The sequence below is a fragment of the Mycobacterium sp. 852002-50816_SCH5313054-b genome, assembly GCF_001667185.1.
GTDB lineage: Bacteria > Actinomycetota > Actinomycetes > Mycobacteriales > Mycobacteriaceae > Mycobacterium.
This window is the reverse complement of sequence record NZ_LZIC01000126.1, coordinates 1-23,540: the sequence shown is the minus strand read 5'-3', so window position 1 is coordinate 23,540 and position 23,540 is coordinate 1. Positions and strand designations below refer to the sequence as shown.

The 23,540-nt window shown below is 68.4% G+C and carries 25 protein-coding genes and 1 pseudogene; 17 read left to right on the top strand and 9 right to left on the bottom strand.

Annotated features, from left to right (window positions below):
• The first annotated feature begins 394 nt into the window (after positions 1 to 394).
• The 4 genes from A5787_RS22250 to A5787_RS22235 all read left to right on the top strand — a co-directional run bounded on the left by A5787_RS22250 (position 395) and on the right by A5787_RS22235 (position 2,773).
• Positions 395 to 1,249: a hypothetical protein gene (locus A5787_RS22250; RefSeq protein WP_066971222.1), complete on the top strand. Its 855-nt coding sequence runs from the start codon at positions 395 to 397 to the stop codon at positions 1,247 to 1,249.
• Positions 1,250 to 1,422: 173 nt separating this feature from the next.
• Positions 1,423 to 1,941 carry a twin-arginine translocation pathway signal gene (locus A5787_RS22245; RefSeq protein WP_231994120.1) on the top strand — a complete coding sequence of 173 codons (519 nt, stop codon included), beginning with the start codon at positions 1,423 to 1,425 and terminating at the stop codon, positions 1,939 to 1,941.
• A 10-nt stretch (positions 1,942 to 1,951) separates the two neighbouring features.
• Entirely contained in the window at positions 1,952 to 2,578 is a 627-nt protein-coding gene (locus A5787_RS22240; RefSeq protein ID WP_156764079.1) for a fatty-acid--CoA ligase, read from the top strand.
• 9 nt (positions 2,579 to 2,587) lie between these two features.
• Positions 2,588 to 2,773, top strand: coding sequence for a bacterioferritin-associated ferredoxin (locus A5787_RS22235; protein ID WP_066971039.1), 186 nt, complete (start codon positions 2,588 to 2,590; stop codon positions 2,771 to 2,773).
• Here A5787_RS22235 and A5787_RS22230 read toward each other — a convergent pair.
• Positions 2,770 to 4,443 (bottom strand): alpha-keto acid decarboxylase family protein, encoded by a 1,674-nt coding sequence (locus A5787_RS22230; protein ID WP_066971037.1) that lies wholly within the window; start codon positions 4,441 to 4,443, stop codon positions 2,770 to 2,772. The genes A5787_RS22235 and A5787_RS22230 overlap by 4 nt on opposite strands.
• A 66-nt stretch (positions 4,444 to 4,509) precedes the next feature.
• On the opposite strand from A5787_RS22230, the gene A5787_RS22225 reads away from it, so the two are divergent.
• Genes A5787_RS22225 through A5787_RS22210 form a run of 4 tightly spaced genes read left to right on the top strand, consistent with a single transcriptional unit; the run spans position 4,510 to position 7,106 of the window.
• Positions 4,510 to 4,956 carry an SRPBCC family protein gene (locus A5787_RS22225; protein ID WP_066971035.1) on the top strand — a complete coding sequence of 149 codons (447 nt, stop codon included), beginning with the start codon at positions 4,510 to 4,512 and terminating at the stop codon, positions 4,954 to 4,956.
• A 6-nt stretch (positions 4,957 to 4,962) separates the two neighbouring features.
• Positions 4,963 to 6,147: a CaiB/BaiF CoA-transferase family protein gene (locus tag A5787_RS22220; RefSeq protein ID WP_156764078.1), complete on the top strand. Its 1,185-nt coding sequence runs from the start codon at positions 4,963 to 4,965 to the stop codon at positions 6,145 to 6,147.
• 57 nt (positions 6,148 to 6,204) lie between these two features.
• The gene (locus A5787_RS22215) at positions 6,205 to 6,660 is read left to right on the top strand and encodes an SRPBCC family protein (RefSeq protein ID WP_066971033.1); all 456 of its coding nucleotides are present in this window, start codon (positions 6,205 to 6,207) and stop codon (positions 6,658 to 6,660) included.
• 8 nt (positions 6,661 to 6,668) lie between these two features.
• Complete coding sequence (locus A5787_RS22210; protein WP_066971032.1) at positions 6,669 to 7,106, top strand: SRPBCC family protein; 438 nt, start codon at positions 6,669 to 6,671, stop codon at positions 7,104 to 7,106.
• Here A5787_RS22210 and A5787_RS22205 read toward each other — a convergent pair.
• A complete protein-coding gene (locus tag A5787_RS22205) occupies positions 7,103 to 8,290 on the bottom strand; it encodes a pyridoxal phosphate-dependent aminotransferase (protein WP_066971030.1) in 1,188 nt (395 codons plus the stop codon). The genes A5787_RS22210 and A5787_RS22205 overlap by 4 nt on opposite strands.
• A 282-nt stretch (positions 8,291 to 8,572) precedes the next feature.
• Here A5787_RS22205 and A5787_RS22200 point away from each other — a divergent pair, with 282 nt between their 5' ends.
• On the top strand, positions 8,573 to 9,784 hold the full coding sequence (locus tag A5787_RS22200; protein ID WP_066971027.1) for an acetyl-CoA C-acetyltransferase: 1,212 nt from the start codon (positions 8,573 to 8,575) through the stop codon (positions 9,782 to 9,784).
• Positions 9,785 to 9,788: 4 nt separating this feature from the next.
• Positions 9,789 to 11,933: a 3-hydroxyacyl-CoA dehydrogenase NAD-binding domain-containing protein gene (locus A5787_RS22195; RefSeq protein WP_066971025.1), complete on the top strand. Its 2,145-nt coding sequence runs from the start codon at positions 9,789 to 9,791 to the stop codon at positions 11,931 to 11,933.
• Between the two features lie 94 nt (positions 11,934 to 12,027).
• Here A5787_RS22195 and A5787_RS22190 read toward each other — a convergent pair whose 3' ends face one another.
• Genes A5787_RS22190 through A5787_RS22180 form a run of 3 tightly spaced genes read right to left on the bottom strand, consistent with a single transcriptional unit; the run spans position 12,028 to position 14,421 of the window.
• Positions 12,028 to 12,885 carry an LLM class F420-dependent oxidoreductase gene (locus tag A5787_RS22190; protein WP_066971023.1) on the bottom strand — a complete coding sequence of 286 codons (858 nt, stop codon included), beginning with the start codon at positions 12,883 to 12,885 and terminating at the stop codon, positions 12,028 to 12,030.
• A 20-nt stretch (positions 12,886 to 12,905) separates the two neighbouring features.
• Positions 12,906 to 14,108 carry an FAD-dependent monooxygenase gene (locus A5787_RS22185; protein WP_066971021.1) on the bottom strand — a complete coding sequence of 401 codons (1,203 nt, stop codon included), beginning with the start codon at positions 14,106 to 14,108 and terminating at the stop codon, positions 12,906 to 12,908.
• 58 nt (positions 14,109 to 14,166) lie between these two features.
• Positions 14,167 to 14,421, bottom strand: a complete 255-nt coding sequence (locus A5787_RS22180) for a hypothetical protein (protein WP_066971019.1) — start codon at positions 14,419 to 14,421, stop codon at positions 14,167 to 14,169.
• Positions 14,422 to 14,507: 86 nt separating this feature from the next.
• On the opposite strand from A5787_RS22180, the gene A5787_RS22175 reads away from it, so the two are divergent.
• Positions 14,508 to 15,497: an LLM class F420-dependent oxidoreductase gene (locus tag A5787_RS22175; RefSeq protein WP_066971017.1), complete on the top strand. Its 990-nt coding sequence runs from the start codon at positions 14,508 to 14,510 to the stop codon at positions 15,495 to 15,497.
• Here A5787_RS22175 and A5787_RS22170 read toward each other — a convergent pair whose 3' ends face one another.
• Complete coding sequence (locus tag A5787_RS22170; RefSeq protein WP_066971216.1) at positions 15,498 to 15,791, bottom strand: putative quinol monooxygenase; 294 nt, start codon at positions 15,789 to 15,791, stop codon at positions 15,498 to 15,500.
• 168 nt (positions 15,792 to 15,959) lie between these two features.
• Between A5787_RS22170 and A5787_RS22165 the strand changes: the two genes are divergently transcribed.
• The gene (locus A5787_RS22165) at positions 15,960 to 16,373 is read left to right on the top strand and encodes a Zn-ribbon domain-containing OB-fold protein (RefSeq protein WP_066971015.1); all 414 of its coding nucleotides are present in this window, start codon (positions 15,960 to 15,962) and stop codon (positions 16,371 to 16,373) included.
• Between the two features lie 15 nt (positions 16,374 to 16,388).
• Positions 16,389 to 17,534: a thiolase family protein gene (locus A5787_RS22160; RefSeq protein WP_066971013.1), complete on the top strand. Its 1,146-nt coding sequence runs from the start codon at positions 16,389 to 16,391 to the stop codon at positions 17,532 to 17,534.
• A 9-nt stretch (positions 17,535 to 17,543) separates the two neighbouring features.
• On the opposite strand, the gene A5787_RS22155 is transcribed toward A5787_RS22160, so the two are convergent.
• Both A5787_RS22155 and A5787_RS22150 read right to left on the bottom strand, forming a co-directional pair.
• On the bottom strand, positions 17,544 to 19,193 hold the full coding sequence (locus tag A5787_RS22155) for a DNA repair helicase XPB (RefSeq protein ID WP_066971011.1): 1,650 nt from the start codon (positions 19,191 to 19,193) through the stop codon (positions 17,544 to 17,546).
• Between the two features lie 11 nt (positions 19,194 to 19,204).
• A complete protein-coding gene (locus A5787_RS22150) occupies positions 19,205 to 21,454 on the bottom strand; it encodes a helicase-associated domain-containing protein (RefSeq protein WP_066971009.1) in 2,250 nt (749 codons plus the stop codon).
• A gap of 104 nt (positions 21,455 to 21,558) precedes the next feature.
• Here A5787_RS22150 and A5787_RS22145 point away from each other — a divergent pair, with 104 nt between their 5' ends.
• From A5787_RS22145 to A5787_RS22130, 4 genes are read left to right on the top strand one after another with little or no spacing between them, the layout of a single operon-like run.
• Complete coding sequence (locus A5787_RS22145; RefSeq protein ID WP_173842213.1) at positions 21,559 to 21,759, top strand: hypothetical protein; 201 nt, start codon at positions 21,559 to 21,561, stop codon at positions 21,757 to 21,759.
• Positions 21,760 to 21,768: 9 nt separating this feature from the next.
• Complete coding sequence (gene moaC / locus A5787_RS22140) at positions 21,769 to 22,296, top strand: cyclic pyranopterin monophosphate synthase MoaC (RefSeq protein WP_066971006.1); 528 nt, start codon at positions 21,769 to 21,771, stop codon at positions 22,294 to 22,296.
• A complete protein-coding gene (locus A5787_RS22135; RefSeq protein WP_066971214.1) occupies positions 22,296 to 22,778 on the top strand; it encodes a molybdenum cofactor biosynthesis protein B in 483 nt (160 codons plus the stop codon). The genes moaC and A5787_RS22135 overlap by 1 nt, the downstream gene beginning before the upstream one ends.
• Positions 22,775 to 23,200, top strand: coding sequence for a molybdenum cofactor biosynthesis protein MoaE (locus tag A5787_RS22130; RefSeq protein ID WP_066971004.1), 426 nt, complete (start codon positions 22,775 to 22,777; stop codon positions 23,198 to 23,200). Before A5787_RS22135 ends, A5787_RS22130 begins: the two co-directional genes overlap by 4 nt.
• A gap of 10 nt (positions 23,201 to 23,210) precedes the next feature.
• Here A5787_RS22130 and A5787_RS27875 read toward each other — a convergent pair.
• A pseudogene (locus tag A5787_RS27875) lies at positions 23,211 to 23,540 on the bottom strand (resuscitation-promoting factor RpfA); the annotation flags it as partial.

The following is a 23,540-nucleotide window of genomic DNA, read 5'->3' as shown; positions in this document are numbered from 1 at the left end:
ACCCCATTTCCCCAGCTTGCGCTCATTTTCTTGCGCCCCCTGGGCGCCAGCGCGATGGCGTTGCTGGCAAAGAATGATAACGTTGTTCTCCTAGTTGGCACGACCTTCGGGGCGGAAGAACATCGGCGCAGGTGCTCGCGCGGCCATGCGTGTGCCGAGTAGGGTTGCCCGACGGCTGGGAGACAGCAGGTCCCGGCCGGGCTGTCGTCTCCCGGCCGTCGGCGGCTAGGCACTCACTTGCCACGACGAGCAAGCGGTAGAGGAGTTTTGGATTGAGTCACGAGCACTCTCGGCATCGGTCAGGTGAGCGGTGAGTGGCGGGGCACGCCAAGACTCCGCTGACACGAAACTGGTTCCGGTGAACGAGGACGAAATCCCAACTACCGCCGCCGACATGCGGGCGCTGGCCGACCAGGCCGAGGCGGAGGCGGCGGAAGCGGAGGCCCTTGCCGCCGCCGCGCGTGCGCGCGCCCGGGCCATCCAGTTGCGCCGCGAGGCCGAACTCGCCGAAGCCAAGCAACAAGCCGAGAAGAAGGCCGTCGCAGAAGTCCCCGCGGAGGCCGAGCCGGACGCGACGGCATCGGTGGAGACCGAGGTGCCCGACGCCCCGCCTGAGGCGCAGGCCGACGCCACCGAGACCGCGGACGATGCGGAAACCGGCGAGACCGAAGAGCCGGTCGCGGAGGCCGAATCCGATGCGTCCGCCGACGCGGCGCAGCCCGCGCGACGCCGGCGCCGCGTCTCCGGGCGTCTTCGCCGCCCCAGCTGGTCCACCCTCGCCGCCAGCCTGGCGATACTCGTTATCCTCGGCGCGCTGGCGGGCAGCGGCTACATGATCAAAGAGCATCACGATGCCGTCCAGCAGCGCCAGCGTGCGGCCGAATTCGTCGCCGCGGCACGCCAGGGAGTCGTGACGCTGACGTCGCTGGACTTCAACAACGCCAAACAAGGGGTGCAGCGCATCCTCGAGAACTCCACCGGCTCGTTCAAGGACGACTTCCTGAAGATGGCCGACGATTTCACCAAGGTCGTGGAGCAGTCGAAGGTGGTTTCGCAAGGCAGCGTGCAGACCGCGGCGGTGGAACTGGACTCGATGACCAGGGATTCGGCGGTGGTGCTGGTTGCCTCCACCTCCGAGGTCACGAATGCGGCTGGCGCCAAGCAGGACCCGCGCAACTACCGGCTGATCGTGACGGTCGCACGCGACGGTGGCCAGCTCAAGATATCGAAAGTCGAGTTCGTGCCGTGACCGCAGACAAAACATCGGCTCAGAAAACCGCGGACGTCGACGAGACCGCCGAGGCCGCAGAGGTCGACGAAACGGTTGACGCGGAAAAGCCGGCCGACGTCGACTCCGCCGGAGATGTCGACGCCGTCGAAGACATCGACGCCGCCGGCAATGACGGCAAGGAGTCGGGTCGCCTGAAGCGGTTCGCCGCGCGGGCGAAGAAGCGCTCGTCGGGCAGGGTTGTCGCCGCGGTGCTGGCGGTGCTCGTGGTCGCGTCGCTGGCACTGCTCGGCGGCCTGTACTGGTTTTCCTACCGGCCCGACCGGGCGACCGATGCGGGCGCCGCCAAGGCCGCGATCTCGGCCGCCAGCGAGGGAACGGTGGCGGTGCTGTCGTATTCCCCGGACACCCTCGACCGCGACTTTTCCTCGGCGAAGTCGCATTTGACCGGCGACTTCCTGTCCTACTACGACCAATTCACCCAGCAGATCGTCGCCCCGGCCGCCAAGCAGAAGGCGGTGAAGACCACCGCGGTGGTCCTTCGGGCCGCGGTGTCGGAGCTGCATCCCGGCTCGGCCGTCGTGCTGTTGTTCGTCAACCAGAGCACGCAGAGCAAGGATCGGCCGGAGCCCACGTTCACCAACAGCAGCGTGTCGGTCACCCTGACGAAAGCTAATGGCAGATGGCTGATTTCGTCGTTCAACCCGGTATAGGGCCGTCACGTTGACGACGGGCGATATCCACTCGATGATGATCGCGTCGGATTATCGCGTCCCGGACCCCAGCCGGGTATGGCCGCTGCTCGAGCGCAACAAGGCCGCGCTCGCCGACATCGGCGCCCACCACGTGCTGGTGTACACCTCCACCCACGACTACGGGCGCGTACTCGTGATGATCGGCGTGCACAGCCGCGAACCCATCGTGGAACTGCTGCGCTCGCGGGTCTTCTTCGATTGGTTCGACGCGGCCGGCGTCGAGGACATCCCGGCCGTCTTCGCCGGCGAGATCGTCGAGAGATTCATCCCGCAACCGCCGGCCGCGCCGGGGGCGCCGGGCGTGGTGGTCTGCGCGATCGCCTCCGTCGACGACGTGTCGACTTTGACCGCGGGGGTCAGCTCCGCAATGGACAGGTTCACCGCCGCCGGCATCCGAAAGACCTGGGTTTTCCAGGCTTTTGACGACGAGCACGAGGTCCTGATCTTGCAGGAGTTTCCCGACGAGGACGGTGCGCGGCGGTGGATCGAACACCCGGACGCCGCGGCGCAATGGATGTCGGGGGCCGGCGTCGGGGCCTACCCCCCGCTGTTCGTCGGGCAGTTCTTCGACATGATGCGCGTCGAGGGGGACTGAGCGCGCCCGATGTTCGTGTGCTTGTGCAACGGCATCACCAGCCAGACGGTCGCCGAGGCCGTCGAGGCCGGGGCGTCGACGACCAAGGACGTCGCGCAGGCGTGTGGGGCGGGTGCCGATTGCGGGCGTTGCCGGCGCACCGTTCAGGCGCTACTGCGATCGTCGGCCCCGGACCGAACGGCGCGGCCGACCTAACCGCGTGCGCTGCCCTCCGGTGACATCGGCCCGACGAGCTGGCCGAGCAGGTGGGGGATTTCCAGGCGCGGCAAGACGACCTCGACGAACACCATCCGGTCCCGGTGCTGGGCCGCCGCGGTGAATGCGTCGTCGAGTTCGCCGTAGGTCTGCGCCCGGAACGCAAGAGGGTTGGCCACCCCCAGCGCCCGGGGGATCTCGGTCCAACTCCAGCTCACAATGTCGTTGTAGGGGGCCGTCTTTCCGTGAATCGCCCGTTCGACGGTATAGCCGTCGTTGTTGACGACAACGATGACCGGGGACAACCCCTCGCGCGAGAAAACGCCGAGCTCCTGGACGGTCAGTTGAGCGGCCCCATCGCCGATCAGCAAAACCGTCCTGCGCTCCGGATGCGCCACCGCGGCCCCGACCGCCGCGGGCAACGTGTAACCGATTGAGCCCCAAAGCGGTTGACCGATGAAGGTGACGCCCTGCGGCAGCATGTGATCCGCCATGCCGTAGAACGACGTGCCCTGATCGGCCAGGACCACGTTGCCCGGTGTGAGCGCCTCGCAAAGCCGGTCCCACACCATCTGTTGCGTCAACGGCTCATCACGCGCCGGGGCCGGCGGCGGGGGCTCGGCCGGTGGCGACGCCACCGCAGGGGAGGTGATGCCGCGCCGAACCAGAATGCCGGCCAGCGCCTCCAGCGCGGCACCCATCTCGAGCGGCGCGAAAACCTGGCCCGCGACGGTGCTTTGGTACTGCCCGACGTCGATGGTGCGCGCCGGGTCGATCCGCTGGCTGAAGAACCCGCTGACCATGTCGGTGAACACCACCCCCGCCGTCACCAGCGCCGGCGCCTCCTCGATGGCGGTGCGCACCCATTCGGCGCTGGCCGAACCCGCATAAATGCCAAGGAAATTCGGGGAGCTCTCGTCGAGCAGACTCTTTCCCCACATCAGCGTGGCGTGCGGCACCACGTCGGCCGCCAGCAGCGCCTCGAGCTCTTTGACGGCTTGCAGGCGGTGGACCAGCAGGTCGGCGAGCACGGTCAACTGGTGATCGCCGATGAGTTCGGTGGCGGCAGCGGTGAACAGCGACAGCGCCCGCGGGCTGGTGCCACCGGTGTAGCGGGGCAGCGGTGCGTCGGGCGGTTCGGTGGGGAACCGCGCCACGTCGGTGGACAGCAGGATGTAGCCAGGGCGCTTCTGTTCGCGCACCTCGGACAGCACCCGGTCGATCTCCCTGCATGCCGTCGCCGGCATGAGATTGGCCTGGGCGCAAGTGATTTCGCGGCTGATCCGGAAGAAGTGTTCGAAGTCCCCGTCGCCCAGCGAATGGTGCAGCGCCCGCCTGGTGCCCTGCGCGTCCTTCGAGGGACCGCCCACGATGTGCACCACGGGCACGTGTTCGGCATAACTGCCCGCGATCGCGTTGGCCGCCGAGAGCTCACCGACACCGAATGTCGTTACCACGGCCGACATTCCGCGTAGCCGACCGTAGCCATCGGCCGCGTATCCGGCGTTCAGCTCGTTGGCGCTGCCCACCCAGCGAATGGTCGGGTGCGCGACGATGTGGTCCAGGAATGCCAGGTTGTAGTCGCCGGGCACGCCGAAGATCTCGGAGACGCCGAGCTCGGCGAGGCGGTCCAACAGGTAGTCACCGACGGTGTAGACGGGATCACTCACGAAGACGACGGTACGCCTGGTGCAAACGCCTACCGGCCGGACTCCAATTGGCCTATCGTGCGGGCCATGGCAATCAAAGAATCCCGCGAGATCGTCGTCGAAGCCAGCCCCGAGGAGATTCTGGACGTCATCGCAGACTTCGAAGCGATGCCCGAATGGTCGGGACCGCACCAGAGCGCGGAGGTGCTCGAGACCGGCGGCGACGGCCGGCCCAGCCAAGTGAAGATGAAGGTCAAAACGGCGGGCATCACCGACGAACAGGTGGTGGCCTATACGTGGAGCGGCAACGAGGTGAGCTGGACGCTGGTGAGTTCGGCCCAGCAGAAGTCGCAGGACGGCAAGTACATTCTGGTGCCCAAGGGGGACGACCAGACGCTGGTCAAGTTCGAGGTCACCGTGGACCCGAACGTTCCACTGCCCGGTTTCGTGCTCAAGCGCGCGGTCAAGGGGACGATGGATTCGGCCACCCAGGAGCTGCGCAAGCGCGTGCTCCAGGTCAAGAAGGGTAAGTAGCCGCCCGTGGCGGGTGGGCCTCTGGCCGGGGTGCGGGTGATCGAACTCGGTGGCATCGGGCCGGGGCCGCACGCGGGGATGATGCTCGCCGATCTGGGCGCCGACGTGGTGCGGGTGCGGCGGCCCGCCGTGGCGATCGCAAGCGCGGCGAAGCCGGGCGATGCGGGTCGCCACCAAACGGGCGTGGCGATCGCAAGCGCGGCGAAGCCGGGCGATGCGGGTCGCCACCGAACGGGCGGGCTGACGATGCCGCCCGAGGACCGCGACCTGTTGCACCGCGGGAAGCGGATCGTCGACCTGGACGTCAAGGCGCGGCCCCAGGCGCTGCTCGAGTTGGCGGGCAAGGCCGACGTGCTGCTCGACTGCTTCCGGCCCGGCACCTGCGAGCGACTCGGCATCGGTCCCGACGACTGCGCGGCGGTCAACCCGCGGCTGATCTTCGCGCGGATCACCGGCTGGGGGCAGCAGGGCCCGGTGGCCCAGACGGCGGGCCACGACATCAACTATCTGTCGCAGACCGGTGCGCTGTCGGCGCTGGGCTACCGGGATCGACCGCCGCTGCCCCCGCTGAACCTCGTCGCCGACTTCGGTGGCGGTTCGATGTTGGTGCTCCTGGGCATCGCCGTCGCGCTGTACGAGCGGGAACGCTCGGGCAAGGGCCAGGTCGTGGACGCCGCGATGGTGGACGGCGTCAGCCTGCTCGCCCAGATGATGTGGACGATGAAGGCGACCGGTTCGCTGCGTGACGAGCGCGAATCATTTCTGCTCGACGGCGGCGCCCCGTTCTACCGCTGCTACGAGACCTCCGACGGCAAGTACATGGCCGTCGGCGCCATCGAGCCGCAATTCTTCGCGGCGCTGCTGAGCGGGCTCGGCCTGTCGCCCGACGAGGTGCCCGCCCAGCTTGACATCGGTTCGTACCAAAGGATGTACGACGTCTTCGCGGAGCGGTTCGTCGGCCGCACCCGCGACGAGTGGACGAGAATTTTCGCGGGCACCGATGCGTGCGTCACCCCGGTGCTGACCTGGAGCGAAGCCGCCGCGAACGACCACCTGAACGCGCGGTCGACCGTGATCACCGCCCACGGCGTCGAGCAGGCCGCACCCGCGCCGCGTTTCTCCAGAACGCCCGCCGGCCCCGTCGGGCCGCCGCCGGCGGCAACGACGCCGCTCACCGAAATCGGCTGGTAAGTAGAGATTTCGGCGAACGCCACCCGCGCGTAGGGCGTTGGGGTTAAGTTGATCCCAGTGGCCGTAAAAGCATCACGGGAATTTGTCGTAGACGCGCCGCCTGAAGTGGTCATGGAGGCGCTGACAGATGTCGGCGTCCTGTCATCGTGGTCGCCGCTGCACAAACACATCGAGGTGGTCGATCGTTATCCCGACGGTCGGCCCCACCACGTCAAGACCAAGATCAAGATTCTCGGGCTCGTCGACAAAGAGATCCTGGAATATCACTGGGGCCCTGACTGGGTCGTCTACGACGTCAAAGGGACCGCCCAGCAGCATGGCCAACACGTCGAGTACAACCTGAAGCCCGAGGGCCTCGACCAGACGCGCGTGCGTTTCGATATCACTGTCGAACCGGCCGGACCCATTCCGGCGTTCGTCGTCAAGCGGGCCACCGAAAAGGTTCTCGACGCCTCGGTGAAGGGGCTGAGCGACCTCGTGGTGGGTGGCGGGGCCCTCGACAACCCGACCTAGTTGTAGCAGTGGCCGTCCAAGCATCGTCGGAAATCGTCATCGACGCGCCCCCGGGCGTGATCATGGACGCGCTCGCCGACATGGACACCGTGCCGTCCTGGTCCGCGGTGCACAAGAAGGTCGAAGTGATCGACTCCTATCCCGACGGGCGGCCCTGCCACGTCAAGGTCACGATCAGGGTGATGGGCATTTTCGACACCCAGCTCCTGGAGTACCACTGGGGGCCGGACTGGATGGTGTGGGACGCCAGAAAGACCATCCACCAACACGGCCAGCACGGGGAGTACAACCTGACCCGCGAAAGCGACGACAAGACACGCGTGCGATTCGGCATCACCGTCGAGCCATCGGCGCCGTTGCCGGAGTTCGTGATCAACCGGGCCCGCAAGAAGATCCTGCACGCCGCGCTGGAGGGGCTGCGCAAGCGGGTGATGGAGGGCAGCTAACGGCCTTGGTCCCGCAGCGTGGCCAGTCGCCGGATCGCCTCGTCGAGGGTGTCTTCGCGTTTGCAGAAGGTGAAGCGCACCAGGTGATTCCACACGTCCGCGTGCGGCGCCGCAGGATCGCAGAACGCCGACATCGGGATGGCCGCCACGCCGACCTTTTCCGGTAGCGCCGCGCAGAACGCGGTGCTGTCGTCGTACCCGAGCGGGCGCGGGTCGGCGCACAGGAAGTAGGTGCCGTCGCTGTCGTGTACCGCGAAGCCGATATCGGTCAGCCCGGTCGCGAGCCGATCCCGCCTGGCCTGCAACGAGCGCCGCAGCCCGGCAACCCAGGCATCCTCGGTGTCCAGCGCCAGGGCCACCGCGGGCTGGAACGGCGCGCCGCCGACGTAGCTCAGGTACTGTTTGGCCGCGCGCACGCCGGCGATGAGTTGCGCTGGCCCGCAAGCCCATCCGATCTTCCACCCGGTGCAGTTGAACATCTTGGCCGCGCTGGAGATGGTGATCGTGCGCTCGGCCATGCCGTCGAAGCCGGCCAGTGGCAGATGCTTCCTGCCGTTCGGGCGGTCAAACACCAGGTGCTCGTACACCTCGTCGGTGATCACCAAGAGGTCGGCCGCCACCGCGATCTCCGCGATGGCCTCCAGATCCGCCGCGCTCAGCACCGTGCCGGTCGGGTTGTGCGGCGAGTTGACGATCAGCGCGCGGGTCCGGGGCGTCACCGCGCGCCGCAGGGCGTCGGCGTCCAGGGCGAAGCCGCGCCCGTCGGGGACGAGCGGCACCGCCACCCGATGCGCGCAGGCCATCGCGACCACCGGCGAATAGGAGTCGTAGAAGGGTTCGATGAGGACCACTTCCGAGCCCGGCTCGACCAACCCGATCACCGCCGCGGCGATGGCCTCGGTGGCGCCGACCGTCACCAGCACCTCGGTGTCAGCGTCGTACTCGACGCCGAAGTGGCGCCGGCGTTGCGCGGCGATGGCCTGGCGCAGCGGTGCGATGCCTATCCCGGGCGGGTACTGGTTGGCGCCCGCGGCGATGGCGTCCTGCGCGGCCTTCAGCAGCGCCGGGGGACCGTCCTCGTCGGGAAAACCCTGGCCGAGGTTCACCGCGCCGATCCGCGCGGCCAGCGCCGACATCTCCGCGAACACCGTCGTCGCGTACGGCCGCAGCCGCGACACCGTCATGGGGGTCGAGCTTAGGACGGCATTCGTCACTTGCACCACATTGGCCTCTGGCGGCAAGGGGGTTGGTGGTGCCCGCCTCAGAGCGACAAATCCCGGACGCCACGCGGCGTTGAGACTGATGTGGCCGATGTGGTTCCGAGCGGTCGCCCGGAGTGCTCGGCGGCGGTGAGCTGCGCAAACCGCCCAACCAACAGGTTGGCCGGGGACCCTGTTACGGTGGCCTGTACTGGACCTAGTGTTTAGGACGGATCCGAACCCCCATTTGTGAAGAGGAAGCCCGACATGTCCGAAGAAGCCTTCGTCTACGAGGCCATCCGCACCCCGCGCGGCAAGCAGAAGAACGGGTCGTTGACCGAGGTCAAGCCGCTGAACCTGGTCGTCGGTCTGATCGAGGAGCTGCGCAAGCGCAACCCCGACCTGGACGAGAACCTGATCAGCGACGTCATCCTGGGGTGCGTTTCACCGGTCGGTGACCAGGGCGGCGACATCGCCCGCACCGCGGTGATCGCGTCCGGCATGCCCGACACCGTCGGCGGCGTGCAGCTCAACCGCTTCTGCGCCTCGGGCCTAGAGGCCGTGAACACCGCCGCCCAGAAGGTCCGCTCCGGCTGGGACGACATGGTGCTCGCCGGCGGCGTGGAGTCCATGAGCCGCGTGCCGATGGGCTCCGACGGCGGCGCGATGATGGCCGACCCTGCCACCTCGTACGACGCGTACATCGTCCCGCAGGGCATCGGCGCGGACCTGATCGCCACCATCGAGGGATTCTCCCGCGATGACGTGGACGCCTACGCGCTGCGCTCGCAGGAACTCGCGGCCGCGGCGTGGTCGGGCGGCTACTTCGCCAAGTCGGTGGTTCCGGTCCGCGACCAGAACGGCCTGCTGATCCTCGACCACGACGAGCACATGCGCCCCGAGACCACCAAGGAGGGCCTGGCCAAGCTCAAGCCCGCCTTCGAGGGACTCGCCGCGATGGCCGGCTTCGATGATGTGGCGCTGCAGAAGTACCACTGGGTCGAGAAGATCAACCACGTCCACACCGGCGGCAACAGCTCGGGCATCGTCGACGGCGCCGCGCTGGTCTTGATCGGCTCCGAGGCCGCCGGCAAGTCGCAGGGCCTCACGCCCCGCGCCCGCGTCGTCGCTACCGCCACCACCGGCTCCGACCCGACGATCATGTTGACCGGCCCGACGCCGGCCACCCAGAAGGCGCTCGACCGGGCGGGCCTGACCGTCGACGACATCGACCTGTTCGAGCTGAACGAGGCGTTCGCGTCGGTCGTGCTGAAGTTCCAGAAGGACCTCAACATTCCCGACGAGAAGCTCAACGTCAACGGCGGGGCCATCGCGATGGGTCACCCGCTGGGCGCCACCGGCGCGATGATTCTGGGCACCATGGTCGACGAGCTGGAGCGCCGCAACGCCCGTCGTGCGCTGATCACGTTGTGCATCGGTGGCGGCATGGGCGTCGCGACGATCATCGAGAGGGTTTAAGCGCATGGCAGAGAACACGATTCAGTGGGATAAGGACGCCGACGGCATTGTCACGCTGACGCTGGACGACCCTTCCGGGTCTGCCAACGTGATGAACGAGCACTACATCGAGTCGATGCACAAGGCCGTCGAACGCCTTGGCGCCGAGAAGGACTCGATTACCGGCGTGGTGATTACCAGCGCGAAGAAGACCTTCTTCGCCGGCGGTGACGTCAAGAGCATGATCCAGATCGGGCCGGAGAACGCCGGAGAGGCGTTCGACCTCGTCGAGGGCGTCAAGAAGGACCTGCGCGCGCTGGAAACCCTTGGCGTGCCGGTGGTAGCCGCCATCAACGGCGCCGCGCTCGGCGGCGGGCTGGAGATCGCTTTGGCCTGCCACCACCGCATCGCCGCCGACGTGAAGGGGCTCGTGGTCGGCTTCCCCGAGGTGACCCTGGGCCTGTTGCCCGGCGCCGGGGGCGTCACCCGCACGGTGCGGATGCTGGGCATCCAGAACGCGTTCATGAACGTGCTGAGCCAGGGCACCCGCTTCAAGCCGGCCGCGGCCAAGGACAACGGCCTGGTGGACGAAATCGTCTCCAGCGTCGACGAATTGGTGCCGGCCGCCAAGGCGTGGATCAAGGCCAACCCCGAGGCGCACACCCAGCCGTGGGACGTCAAGGGCTACAAGATCCCCGGCGGCACCCCGAGCACCCCGTCGCTGGCGGCGATCCTGCCGTCGTTCCCGTCGCTGCTGCGCAAGCAGCTCAAGGGCGCGCCGATGCCGGCGCCGCGGGCTATCATGGCCGCCGCCGTCGAGGGTGCGCAGGTGGACTTCGACACCGCCACCCGCATCGAGAGCCGCTACTTCACCGAGCTGGTGACCGGCCAGATCGCCAAGAACATGATCCAGGCGTTCTTCTTCGACCTGCAGACCATCAACGGCGGCGGTTCGCGCCCCGATGGCATCGGCAAGACCCCGATCAACAAGATCGGTGTGCTCGGCGCCGGCATGATGGGCGCCGGCATCGCCTACGTCTCGGCCAAGGCCGGCTTCGACGTCGTACTCAAGGACGTCAGCCTGGAGGCCGCGCAGAAGGGCAAGGGCTACGCCGAGAAGCTGGAAGCCAAGGCGCTGGAACGCGGCAAGACGACCAAGGAGAAGTCCGACGCGCTCCTGGCCCGCATCACGCCGACGGCCGACGCTGCCGACTTCAAGGGCGTCGATTTCGTGATCGAGGCGGTGTTCGAAAGCCAGGACCTCAAGCACAAGGTGTTCCAGGAGATCGAAGACGTCGTCGAGCCCAACGCGGTTCTGGGCTCCAACACCTCGACCTTGCCGATCACCGGTCTGGCGACCGGTGTCAAGCGGCAGGAGGACTTCATCGGGATCCACTTCTTCTCACCGGTCGACAAGATGCCGCTGGTCGAAATCATCAAGGGCGAGAAGACATCCGACGAGGCGCTGGCCCGCGTGTTCGACTACACCCTGGCCATCGGCAAGACCCCGATCGTCGTCAACGACAGTCGCGGATTCTTCACCAGCCGCGTCATCGGCACCTTCGTCAACGAGGCGCTGGCGATGCTGGGTGAGGGCGTCGAGCCGGCCAGCGTGGAGCACGCCGGTTCGCAGGCCGGGTATCCGGCGCCGCCGCTGCAGCTTTCCGACGAGCTCAACCTGGAGCTGATGCACAAGATCGCGGTCGCCACCCGCAAGGGTGTCGAGGACGCCGGCGGCACCTACGAGCCGCACCCGGCGGAAGCCGTCGTCGAGAAGATGATCGAGATCGGCCGGTCCGGGCGGCTCAAGGGCGCGGGCTTCTACGAGTACGTCGACGGCAAGCGGACCGCCCTGTGGCCGGGGCTACGGGAGACGTTCAAGTCGGGCTCCTCGGAGCCGCCGTTGCAGGACATGATTGACCGGATGCTGTTCGCCGAGGCGCTGGAAACGCAGAAGTGCCTCGACGAGGGCGTGTTGACGTCGACCGCCGACGCCAACATCGGGTCCATCATGGGCATCGGCTTCCCGCCGTGGACCGGGGGGAGCGCGCAGTTCATCGCCGGCTACTCGGGCCCGGCCGGCACCGGCAAGGAGGCGTTCGTCGCGCGCGCCAAGGAGCTGGCCGCCAAGTACGGTGACCGCTTCCTGCCGCCGGCGTCGCTGACCTAATTCCTCTGGCAGTGTTCGCCGGGCCCCGTCCGGCCACCAGACGCAGAATCGCGTAACGCGGGCCCCCCGCGTGCGATTCTGTGTCTGCTCGCGGTCAGAGGGCCGCGGCGATCCGGCGCCACTGCTCGCGCGGGAATTCCGTCGGATCGGCCGTCAGCACCTGGACGCAGACATGGTCGGCGCCGGCCGCGCGATGTTCGGCGACCCTGCGCATGACGGCCTCTTCGTCGCCCCACGCGATGATCGCGTCGAGGAGCCGGTCGCTAACCTGTGCCAGGTCGTCTTCGGAGAACCCGCTGCGCAGCAGGTTGTTGGCGTAGTTGGGCAGCGCCAGATACGCCCGCAGCCAGTCGGCCCCGATGCGGCGCGCCTCGTCGGCGCCGTCGCACAGGATCACGGTCTGCTCCGGCAGCAGCAACGGGCCCTCGCCCAAAACCGAACGGGCGGAGGCGGTGTGGTCCGGCGTGACGAGGTAGGGGTGGGCGCCGCGGGCGCGCGCCGCCGACAGGGCCAGCATCTTCGGGCCGAGCGCGGCGAGGACCCGCGCTTCGGCGGGCACCGGTCGCGACGCGGCATCCAACCCGTCCAGGAATGACGCCGTCGCGGCCAGCGGCTTGCGGTACCGCCCTGGCTGGCCGGCGTCGATCAGCGGCGCGTGGCTGACCCCGATGCCCAGCAGGAAACGGTCGCCGTGCTCGGCGGTCAGGGCGTCATACGATGCGGCGACGTCGCCGGGCGAGTGCATCCACAGGTTCAGGATCCCCGTGGCGATCGCGGTCCGCTTGGTCGCCGCGAGCAGGTGACCCACCGCGTCGAAAACCGGTCCGCCCACGTCGGGAATCCACAGCGCGGTGAATCCCAGTTCGTCCAATTCCGCTGCCGCGTCGGCTGATTCGGACGGATCGCCGTAGCGCAGTTGACTGCTCCACACCCCGACACCGGCAAGGTCCATCGGTGATCCTTCCTTCCGCGTCACACCTCGCTGTAGTCGGGCACCGGCATCGAGTCGTGCATTCGCACGCCTTTGGTGTTCAGCTTCGCCAGCGCCCGGGAGAGCGAGCCCGGCATCAACGAGACTAGCTGTAGCCCGCGGGTCAGCGCCCACACTCCCGCCCGGGAGCCGGGGATGATGGTGCGGGCGGCCCCGCGCGCAAAGGCCCGGCTGAGGTGCACGGGCTGATGCATCTGCAGTTCGTAGGCGGCGAACGCGCGCAGGTGATCGCCGTCCGCCCGGGCGAGTTCGCCGGCCAGCACGTAGGCGCCGAGGACGGCGAGGCTGGTGCTGCCGCCGACCGCGGGGCCGGGGCAGTAGCCGGCGTCACCGACGAGGGTGACCCGCCGGCGCGACCAGATGTTCATGCTCAGTTGACTGATCGCGTCGAAGTAAAAGGCCGGCGTCCGGTCGACTTCCTCCAGCCAGCGGTCCACCCGGGGATGCATGCCCGCGTACGCGCCGCGCAGTAGCTCCTTCTGCCGCAACGAGTCTCGGTGGTCGTAGTCGAGTTCGGATTTGCTGCGGAACATGAACACCACCCGGGCGTCGTCCAGATGCTCCGCGGTGTAGATCGCCGCGAGCCGCCCGACCCCGACGTGGCCGATCATCTCGTTGGGTTCGGCCAGCGACTTGGGTGCGGACAGCACCGCCAGGTAGCCGCCGAGGAACCGGGTCAGGCTGTCCTCCTCGCCGAAGGTCAGGCGCCGCACATTGGAATGCAGCCCGTCCGCGCCGACGATGACGTCGAAGCTGCGGGCCGGGGAATGCTCGAACGTCACGTCGCCGTCGTGGCCGATGGCCGTGATGGAGTCGCCGAAGAGGTACTCCACGTCGTCGCGGGCGGCGTCGTAGTAGATCTCGCTGAGATCGTCGCGCATGATCTCCACGTGGCGGTCCGACGCGACGCCGACGAGCTTGGTGAGGTCGACCTCGGTGGCTCGGGATCGACCTTCCCGATACATGGTCATGCGATCGGTTCCGGTGGCGAGCGCCTCGATGCGGGGCAACACACCCATCTTCGCGGAGATCTCCATCGCGGGACGGAACAAGTCGACCGCGTGGCCCCCGGTCTTGCGCAGCGTCGGCCCGCGCTCGACGACCGTGACGTCGAAGCCATGCCTGGTCAGCCAGTACGCCAGCACCGGCCCGGCGATGCTGGCACCGGAGATCAGAACCCGCATGGGCGTCAGCCTACGGTCGAGACCGGCGGCGAGGCCCGGCGGATGGGCCCCTTACGCGCTAGTTCTGGTCCTGGGCGTTCTGCGTGAAGATGTCGCCCGAAGTCTGTCCGTTGTCGTTGACGAAATTGGTGTCATCCGTGGCGAACTGCGCGGCGGCCGAGGGGCCGGACGCGAAATCGCTTGCAGTGCGGGTCGGCTGCGCGGCGCCGAACAGCGCGAGCATCGCGGCGGCCGCGGCCCCCGCGAAGATCAGTTGCGTCGCGCAAATTCGCCGGCGCCGCGATGGATTGATGTGGTGCCCGAGGTTTGTCATGCATTCTGTTTAGGGGTTGGCCGTCGGCGGCGGCTGGGGCTGAGCTATCGATCCGCTGTGAGGCCGGCGGGCTACAGTCACTTGCTATGCGCTTTGGTCTCTTCATTCCGCAGGGCTGGCGAATGGATCTCGTCGGCATCGAAACCGACAAACACTGGGCGGTGATGCGCGACCTGGCCGCCTACGCGGACAACAGCGCCTGGGACTCGCTGTGGGTGTACGACCACTTCCACACCGTCCCGATGCCGACGGGCGAAGCCACGCACGAGGCGTGGTCGCTGATGGCCGCCTACGCGGCGACCACGTCGAGGATCAAACTCGGGCAGATGTGCACGGCGATGAGTTACCGCAATCCGGTGTACCTGGCCAAGGTCGCCGCGACCACCGACATCATCTCCGGCGGCCGGATCCAGATGGGCATCGGCGGCGGCTGGTACGAACACGAGTGGCGCGCTTACGGTTACGGCTTCCCCTCGGCCAGGGTGCGGTTGGCGCGGCTGGACGAAGGCGTACAGATCATGCGCGACGCCTGGCGTGACGGCAAAGTCAGTTTCGACGGCGAGCACTACCAGGTCGACGGCGCGATCGTCTCGCCGAAGCCGTTGCAGGACAACGGGATACCGATGTGGATCGCCGGAGGCGGCGAGAAGGTGACGTTGCGCATTGCCGCGAAGTACGCGCAGTACACCAACTTCACCCCCGAGCCCGGGGCGTTCGCGCACAAGTCGGAGGTGCTGGCCCAGCATTGCCGCGAGGTGGGCACCGACTTCGAGGCGATCGTGCGCTCGGCGAACTTCACCGCTCTCCTCGGTACCTCGGATGACGACGTTCAGGATCGGCTGAAGCGGGTACGCGACCGCATGGTCGGCTACGTGCCCGAGGCGGTGGCCGACGCGATGATCGCCGGTGGCAGCGGGCCGGATTCGGCCACGGGCACACCGGAACAGGTGATCGAGCGGATCGCGAAGATCCGCGACCTCGGATGCGAATACGCGATCTGCTACTTCCCGGATGCGGCCTACGATCGTTCCGGCATCGAGTTGTTCGAGCGGGAAGTCATTCCCGCACTGAGCTAGCTAGATGTCGGTGGTGACGTAGCGCGTCTTGACCGGCGGCGCGGCCAGCAGCGGAGGCAGCTCCGTCAATTTCCCCTCACCGGCCCGGAAGGCGCGATACGCCTCGTCGTGCTCGACGCTCTGCCAGAGTTCATAGATCAGCCAGTGCGCCTCGTCGTCCTCGTCGACGAGCACGTCGGTCTGCAGGTTGCCCGCGAACGCGCGCGTGTCTTTGAGCGCCCTTCCCATCACTTCGCGCGCCGCTTGCACCGCGTCGGGCTTCAGCCTGAGTTCGAGTGTCACCGTCACCGGCATGGTGGTCTCCTCACGTCGCACAGATCCTCGCCAAGATAGCGCGGCCAACCGCCCGGGCGGGGGCCCGGATGCCGACGAGAATGTGGTTTCCACTTTTCGGAAACCTGTTATACGGTTCAGTGAGCACTATTCTTTTGCCCACCGTGGACGCTCCTGGAGGATCCCTCGATGCAGAAGGCACTCGCCCCCGAAATCTCCACCTGGCCCGACGAGAACCCACAGCTCATCGGGAGTCGCTGCGGCAGCTGCGGTGCCACGACCTTTCCCGTGCAGCAGTGGTGCCCGCGCTGCAGCGGGGGCGAGATGACCGAGTTGTTGTTGCCGCGCCGCGGGACCCTGGTCGCGTGGACCACCCAGGGTTTCCCGCCCGGGGCGCCCTTCGCCGGTCCGACCGGTAAGGACTTCGTGCCGTTCGGCGTCGGCCTGGTCCAGCTGGGCGACATCATTCGGGTCGAGGGTCGGCTGACCGAAAACGACCCGGCCAAGCTGCAATTCGGTCAGGAGGTCGAGCTGACCATGGTGCCGTTGACCACCGACGAAGAGGGCGCCGAGGTCATGACGTTCGCCTTCCAGCCCGTCTAGAAAGGAGTGCTTCAGATGACGAACGACGTGGCGATCATCGGCGTGGGCCTGCATCCATTCGGCAGGTTCGACAAGACCGCAATGCAAATGGGGGCCGAGGCCATCCACGCCGCGCTGAGCGACGCCGGTGTGGGCTGGAAGGACATCCAGTTCGGCTTCGGGGGCAGCCACGAGGTCTCCAACCCCGACGCGGTGACCCGCCTGGTCGGGCTGACCGGGATCACGTTCACCAACGTGTTCAACGCGTGCGCCACCGCGGCGAGCGCCATTCAGCAGACCGCCGACACCATCCGGCTGGGCAAGTACGACATCGGCATCGCGATCGGCCTGGACAAGCACCCGCGCGGCGCGTTCACCGACGACCCCGCCAAGCTGGCGCTGCCGCAGTGGTACGCGCAAAACGGGCAGTTCGTCACCACCAAGTTCTTCGGCATGAAGGCCAACAAGTACCTCCACGACCACAACATCTCCCAGGCCACACTGGCCAAGGTCGCCGCGAAGAACTTCCGCAACGGCGCGCTGAATCCGAATGCGTTCCGCCGCAAGCCGATTCCCGAGGAAGAGATCCTCAACTCGGCCGTGCTCAACTACCCGCTTACCCAGTACATGTTCTGCGCGCCCGACGAGGGCGCCGCCGCGGTGATCATGTGCCGCGCCGACATGGCGCACAAGTTCACCGACAAACCGGTCTATGTGCGCGCCTGCGAGATCCGGACCAGGCGTTACGGCGCCTACGAGGTGCACGCCACCTTCGCTCCGCCGGACGAGGACGTCTCGCCGACGGTGTACGCGGCCAAGGCCGCGTACGAGGCGGCGGGCATCGGGCCCGAGGACGTCGACGTCGCCCAGCTGCAGGACACCGATGCCGGCAACGAGGTCATCCACATGGCCGAGACGGGCCTGTGCGCCGACGGCGAGCAGGAGAAGTTGGTGGCCGACGGTGCCACCGAAATCCACGGCTCGATGCCGGTCAACACCGACGGCGGCCTGATCGCCAACGGTGAGCCGATCGGCGCCTCGGGCCTGCGGCAGATGCACGAGCTGGTGCGCCAGCTGCGCGGCGAGGCCGGGGAGCGCCAGGTGCCCGGCAACCCGCGCGTCGGCCTGGCGCAGGTGTACGGCGCGCCGGGCACCGCGTCGGCCACGATCCTGTCGCTCTAGCTGCTCGCGCTAAATCGCGGGTCCCAGCAGGTCGTCCGCGTCGCGGATGACGTAGCCGTAGCCCTGCTCGGCCAGGAAGCGCTGGCGGTGCGCGGCGTACTCGGCGTCCAGGCTGTCGCGGGCCACCACGGAATAGAAGATGGCGCCGCCGCCGCCGGCCTTGGGCCGAAGCAGCCGGCCCAGCCGCTGCGCCTCCTCCTGGCGCGAACCGAACGTACCCGAAACCTGCACCGCCACAGAGGCTTCCGGCAGGTCGATGGAGAAGTTGGCGACCTTGGACACCACCAGCGTCGACACCTCGCCGCGGCGGAAGGCGTCGAACAGCGCCTCGCGTTCCTTGGTCCGGGTGGACCCCTGGATCACCGGGGCATTGAGTTCCGCGCCGAGCTCGTCGAGCTGATCCAGGTAGGCGCCGATAACCAGCGTCTGCTCGCCGGGATGCTTTTCCAGAATCGACTTGACCACCGCGATCTTGGTGTGAACCGTCGAGCACAGCCGGTACCGCTCTTCGGGTTCGGCCGTCGCGTACGTCATCCGCTCGCTGTCGGTCATGGTGACCCGCACCTCGACGCACTCGGCGGGCGCGATCCAGCCCTGCGCCTCGATGTCCTTCCAGGGCGCGTCGTAGCGCTTCGGGCCGATCAACGAAAAGACATCACCCTCGCGGCCGTCCTCGCGGATCAACGTGGCCGTCAGGCCCAGCCGCCGCTTGGACTGCAGGTCGGCGGTCATCCGGAACACCGGCGCCGGCAGCAGGTGCACCTCGTCGTAGATGATCAGCCCCCAGTCGCGGCTGTCGAAAAGCTCCAGATGCCGGTACTCACCCTTGGTGCGGCGGGTGACCATCTGGTACGTCGAGATGGTGACCGGCCGGATCTCCTTGCGTTCGCCGGAGTATTCGCCGATCTCGTCCCCGGTCAGCGAGGTGCGAGCGACCAGCTCGCGTTTCCACTGCCGCGCGGCGACGATGTTCGTGACCAGGATCAGCGTCGTCGCGCCCGCTTTCGCCATCGCGGCGGCGCCGACCAGCGTTTTGCCCGCGCCGCAGGGGAGCACCACCACCCCGGAGCCGCCGGCCCAGAACGAGTCCGTGGCCAGCTGCTGGTAGTCGCGCAGGTGCCAGCCGTCCTGATCCAGGCTGATCGGGTGAGCCTCGCCGTCGACGTAACCGGCGAGATCCTCTGCGGGCCAGCCGATCTTCAGGAGCATCTGCTTGACGCGGCCCCGCTCGCTGTTGTGGACGACGACGGTGTCATCGTCGATCCGGGCGCCGAGCATTGGCGCGATCTTCTTGTGGCGCAGCACCTCCTCGAGCACCGCGCGATCCAGGCTGACCAGCGTCAGGCCGTGCGCCGGGTGCTTGACCAATTGCAGCCGGCCGTAGCGGGCCATCGTGTCGACGATGTCGACCAGCAGCGGCTGAGGCACGGCGTAGCGGGAGAAGCTGACCAGCGCGTCTACGACCTGCTCGGCGTCGTGGCCGGCGGCACGGGCGTTCCACAGCGCCAGCGGTGTGATGCGGTAGGTGTGCACGTGTTCGGGTGCGCGCTCCAGCTCGGCGAACGGCGCGATGGCGGCGCGTGCCTCGCCGGCCAGCTCGTGATCGACCTCGAGCAGCACCGTCTTGTCGGACTGCACGATCAAGGGTCCGTCGGTCATCTCACCATTATTCAGTCGTTCCCCGACACCACCGACGTGATGCGGTGGATGGCGAAGTCACGCAACCGCCCCGACGCCGAGTCGAAGGCCACCAGCTGCCCGCCTTTTATTGTGATCGGCGACACCACCCGCTGCGTGGCCACACCGGCGGCGTCGAGGTAACCGATCACCAGTGTGTCCTGGACCCTGGCCGCTCGCTGCAGCAGCGACATGGTGACCGCCGGGTCGACGCGGATGTTTCCGAAGGGTGCGGCGGTCACCTTCCGCAGCACCGAGACGACGGCGTTCAGCGTCTCGCTGCTGGGCCGCGGCGGCGGGCGGTACGGCCTGCGCTGCTGCGGTGTGGGCACCCTGGCCCCGCGCGGCCGGACATCGACGATGGAGCCGGTGGAGTCCTCGGCGGCCGGGGCGAAGCCCGCCTTGCGCAACGCGACCAGCACCTCGGCGATCGGCGCGGGCGACACCGCCACCGTCGGCGCCAGCGCACGCAACTGCAGCTCCTCGGCCGCCGCCACGGCCTGTGCCAGCAGCGCCGGGTCCTCGCACCGCACGAACGACGTGGCCATGCCGATGCGCAGCTGGCCATGCCGACGGGCCGCGTCGTCGATGAGATAGGTAAGCCCTTGCGGCACAGGGGTTTTAGAGTGCTTTCCGAACAGGTCGTGCATCCAGTCGCGGGTCTTGCCGATGTCGAGTGCGTGCCGGATCGACTGCTCGCTGATGCGGTACACCATCGCCGTGCCGGCCGATTCGACGGTGGCGACCGCGGCCAGGTCGTCGGCGAGGTCGCGTTGCAGCGGCCCGGGCACCACCACGGTCAGATCGGCCTGCACCAGGAAGTGGTCGATCGGGGCGGGCATCGCCCGCGCCATCGCGCGCACCGCGATCTCCGGGTCGCCGTCTTCCTCCAGCAGCGCCCGGCCGGGCGTGCTGATCGCCCCGCGACCCACCACGCCCAGCGCGTGGCTTTCGGCCAGCAGATCGGCGACGGGTTTGGGCTGCAGCCGCCTGGCCCAGCGCGGTCGCCGCCAGATCAGCGTCGCCGACCCCCTCACCGCGTCGACGCCGGCGCCGGGCGGCAGCCCGCACAGCATGCCCAGCAACAGTCGGCGATCCAGCGGAGCGGCCGTCGAGTACAGCAAATCGGTCAGGGCGCCATAGGGTTTGGCATCCGGACCGCGGGTGCCGATCAACGCCGGCCGGCTCGGCAGGTCGAGCCAGGTGCTGGCCAGCAGGTGCCAGCGCTCGGCGGGGGACATCGCGCTGAACCGTTCGGTGGCCGCCGTGGGCGCCCAGTACGGGCCTTCGCCATGGGCGGGCTCCGGATCGGGCATGCCGCTGGCGATCAGTCCCGCCGCGGCGGCGATCTCCAGGATCAGGCCCAGCCGCGGCTCCTCGACGCCGGTCGCTTTGGCCAGCCGCTTGACGTCACGAATCCCCAGTCCGCCGCTGCGCAGCTCGGAAACCGGTGTGGTGCCGAGGTTCTGCAGCAGCACGTCGAGCTCGCGCAACACGTCGATGACAGCCCCGGCGGCCACCGCGTCGACGTCCTCGATGCTGGTGGTCGACACGACCGGGTCGGGCGCGGTCAGCTGCAGGGGGCCCGGGTCCTCGCCGCGCAACACCTGCCCGACGTGGCGAGGCAAGATCACCGTCTCGGCATCGATGCGCCGCAACAGGCCGAGCGCCAGCAGCTGCGGCACCGGCCGATCCGCCGGGGCGCCGGGCGCGGCGTCGCGAGTGCGACCCATCGGCGAGCCCTCGAGCAGCTTGTCCAGCACGTCGAGCTGCGCCCGGTCGAGCCCGTCGACGAGGGCGGCGATCTCCTCGCCCGTGCGGGAGCTGTCCTCGAGCGTCACTTGGCCCGGATGCCACGGCAACGCGGTGCCCGCGTCGGCGGCCACCCGGACCGCGGTGTCGCCCCACACCAGAGCGCGCTGCCTGAGGTCCTCCAGTGCGCCCTCCACGTCCGCCGCGGCGGCGCGTTCGCCGATCAGGGCCAGCAGCTTGGCGGTGGGCACCGGGGCGGAATCGGCCTGCAGTACCAGCAGCGCGTCGAGCACCGCCAGCCCGAGAAAGTCCAGGTCGTCGGTGGCGGCCTTGACCGATTGGCGCGCCTGAGCACGCGCGGCCAACGCGGCAATGCTGCCGGGCGGGGGCTGCGCGAGGTCTGGCCGGAGTTCCAGCAGTCGGATCAGCCGCTCGTCGGGTAAGTCGGCCAGCCAGGACCCCAGCGGGATATCCGGGGTGTTGTCGGTCATTGCCGACCAGCGTAAAGCAGTCGGCGGCCCCAACGGCCACGCTCACCACGCGGACCAGTGGCCTTGCGCCACGCGCGCGTGCGCGACCTGTCAGAATGGACCGCGTGGCTGACACTGCTGAGGGCAAGGCACGCAAAACCAACTACGTCGACAACGGCTGGCCGACGACGGACCCGGACGACCACGCCGTGAGCGAGCTGGTGAGCGACCGGACGGGTGCGTTGTCGCCCTTTGGTGAGCTGGTGTTCCCCCTGCCCGCGACTGACCTGCCCTACGTTCACCCGGTCACGGTCGTCAACCGGTAGGTCGCCTGGATGGCTAGGGCCTCTGAGGCCTCGAAGGCCTCGGCAACCCGGGAGTCGCCGGATTCCCGGTCGGGCACGCTCTCGCATGTGGACGAGCGCGGCGCCGCGCACATGGTCGACGTCACCGAAAAGGGCGCCACGAAGCGCACCGCCGTCGCCGCGGGCGCCTTGCGCACCTCGCCGCAGGTCGTGGCTTTGATCTCGACCGGCGGCCTGCCCAAGGGCGACGCATTGGCCACCGCACGGGTGGCCGGGATCCTGGCGGCAAAGCGCACCAGCGATCTGATCCCGCTGTGCCATCAGCTCGCGCTCACCGGCGTCGACATCGATTTCGCTATCGGCGACTCGGACATCGAGATCACCGCGACCGTGCGCAGCACCGACCGCACCGGAGTGGAGATGGAGGCGCTGACCGCCGTCAGCGTCGTCGGGCTCACGCTCTACGACATGATCAAAGCGGTGGACCCCGCAGCACGCATCGACGACATTCGGGTATTGCGCAAGCAGGGCGGCAAAAGCGGAAGTTGGGAGAGGTGATGGGCGCGCGATCTGCACGAGTGATCATCGCTTCGACCCGCGCGTCGGCCGGTGTGTACGACGACCGATGTGGGCCGATTATCACAGAATGGCTTGAGCAACAAGGGTTTTCGTCCGTACAGCCCGAGGTGGTGGCGGATGGGGAGCCGGTCGGGGAGGCGCTGCGCGTCGCGCTGGACGCCGAGGTCGACCTGATCATCACCTCGGGCGGCACCGGCATCTCGCCCAGCGACAGCACCCCGGACCAGACCGTGGCGGTGCTGGACTACATGATTCCGGGGCTGGCCGACGCCATCCGCCGCTCGGGGCTGCCCAAGGTGCCGACGTCGGTGCTGTCGCGCGGCGTCTGCGGCGTGGCCGGCCGGACGCTGATCGTCAATCTGCCGGGTTCGCCCGGCGGGGTACGCGACGGCCTCGGGGTGCTCGCCGACGTTCTCGACCACGCGCTCGATCAACTCGCGGGCGGGGACCACGAGCGATGACGCGCGTCTTGCGCGCCGCCATCAGCGAAGAGCCGATATTTTTGGCGGAGCACGAAGAGTTGGTGGGCCATCAGTCGGCTGGAGCCGTCGTCGGCTTCGTCGGCATGATCCGCGACCACGACGGCGGCCGCCGGGTGGTGCGGCTGGAGTACTCCGCGCACCCCTCGGCCGAGCAGGTCCTTGCCCAGGTGGTGGCCGAGATCGCTGAGGAGGCCAGCGGCGTGCGAGCCATCGCCGCCAGCCACCGTATCGGCGTGCTGCACATCGGGGAGGCCGCGCTGGTGTCCGCAGTGGCCGCCGACCATCGCGGCGCGGCATTCGATACCTGCGCCCGGCTGGTCGACACCATCAAGGCGCGGCTACCGGTGTGGAAGCACCAGTTCTTCGACGACGGAACCGAAGAATGGGTCGGCTCGGCCTAGCGGCCGAAAATCAGCCGGCCTGAGGCGGCTGCGCCAGGGCGTCCAGCGCGTCGTTCCCGTGGATGTCCGCGCCGCGGATCGCTTCCCACAGTTGCCTCGTGTAGCCGACCTGCGATGCGTGCCGCGTTTGCGGGTCGACGTCCGGTGCGTCCGCGGGAGGCGCGGGAGGCACATCCGCGGGCGGCGGTACCGGCGCGTCTGCAGGAGGCGCGGGCGGCAGGGCGTCGGCGGGCGGCGCCGGAGCGGCCGGGGCAGCCGGCGGCGCATCCGGGGCAGGCGCAGGTTGGCCAAAGGAGGCCAGCTGCACCGGCGGTGCCGGATCGGCGGGCGGCGGGGGAGG

Excerpts from the sequence above, each read along its gene's own strand:
- A5787_RS22250 (WP_066971222.1), top strand. The coding sequence starts at position 395 with ATGCGGGCGCTGGCCGACCAGGCCGAGGCGGAGGCGGCGGAAGCGGAG.
- A5787_RS22235 (WP_066971039.1), top strand. The coding sequence starts at position 2,588 with ATGTTCGTGTGCTTGTGCAACGGCATCACCAGCCAGACGGTCGCCGAG.
- A5787_RS22225 (WP_066971035.1), top strand. The coding sequence starts at position 4,510 with ATGGCAATCAAAGAATCCCGCGAGATCGTCGTCGAAGCCAGCCCCGAG.
- A5787_RS22205 (WP_066971030.1), bottom strand. The coding sequence starts at position 8,290 with ATGACGGTGTCGCGGCTGCGGCCGTACGCGACGACGGTGTTCGCGGAG.
- A5787_RS22200 (WP_066971027.1), top strand. The coding sequence starts at position 8,573 with ATGTCCGAAGAAGCCTTCGTCTACGAGGCCATCCGCACCCCGCGCGGC.
- A5787_RS22195 (WP_066971025.1), top strand. The coding sequence starts at position 9,789 with ATGGCAGAGAACACGATTCAGTGGGATAAGGACGCCGACGGCATTGTC.
- A5787_RS22190 (WP_066971023.1), bottom strand. The coding sequence starts at position 12,885 with ATGGACCTTGCCGGTGTCGGGGTGTGGAGCAGTCAACTGCGCTACGGC.
- A5787_RS22185 (WP_066971021.1), bottom strand. The coding sequence starts at position 14,108 with ATGCGGGTTCTGATCTCCGGTGCCAGCATCGCCGGGCCGGTGCTGGCG.
- A5787_RS22180 (WP_066971019.1), bottom strand. The coding sequence starts at position 14,421 with ATGACAAACCTCGGGCACCACATCAATCCATCGCGGCGCCGGCGAATT.
- A5787_RS22175 (WP_066971017.1), top strand. The coding sequence starts at position 14,508 with ATGCGCTTTGGTCTCTTCATTCCGCAGGGCTGGCGAATGGATCTCGTC.
- A5787_RS22170 (WP_066971216.1), bottom strand. The coding sequence starts at position 15,791 with ATGCCGGTGACGGTGACACTCGAACTCAGGCTGAAGCCCGACGCGGTG.
- A5787_RS22165 (WP_066971015.1), top strand. The coding sequence starts at position 15,960 with ATGCAGAAGGCACTCGCCCCCGAAATCTCCACCTGGCCCGACGAGAAC.
- A5787_RS22160 (WP_066971013.1), top strand. The coding sequence starts at position 16,389 with ATGACGAACGACGTGGCGATCATCGGCGTGGGCCTGCATCCATTCGGC.
- A5787_RS22155 (WP_066971011.1), bottom strand. The coding sequence starts at position 19,193 with ATGACCGACGGACCCTTGATCGTGCAGTCCGACAAGACGGTGCTGCTC.
- A5787_RS22150 (WP_066971009.1), bottom strand. The coding sequence starts at position 21,454 with ATGACCGACAACACCCCGGATATCCCGCTGGGGTCCTGGCTGGCCGAC.
- moaC (WP_066971006.1), top strand. The coding sequence starts at position 21,769 with ATGGCTAGGGCCTCTGAGGCCTCGAAGGCCTCGGCAACCCGGGAGTCG.
- A5787_RS22135 (WP_066971214.1), top strand. The coding sequence starts at position 22,296 with ATGGGCGCGCGATCTGCACGAGTGATCATCGCTTCGACCCGCGCGTCG.
- A5787_RS22130 (WP_066971004.1), top strand. The coding sequence starts at position 22,775 with ATGACGCGCGTCTTGCGCGCCGCCATCAGCGAAGAGCCGATATTTTTG.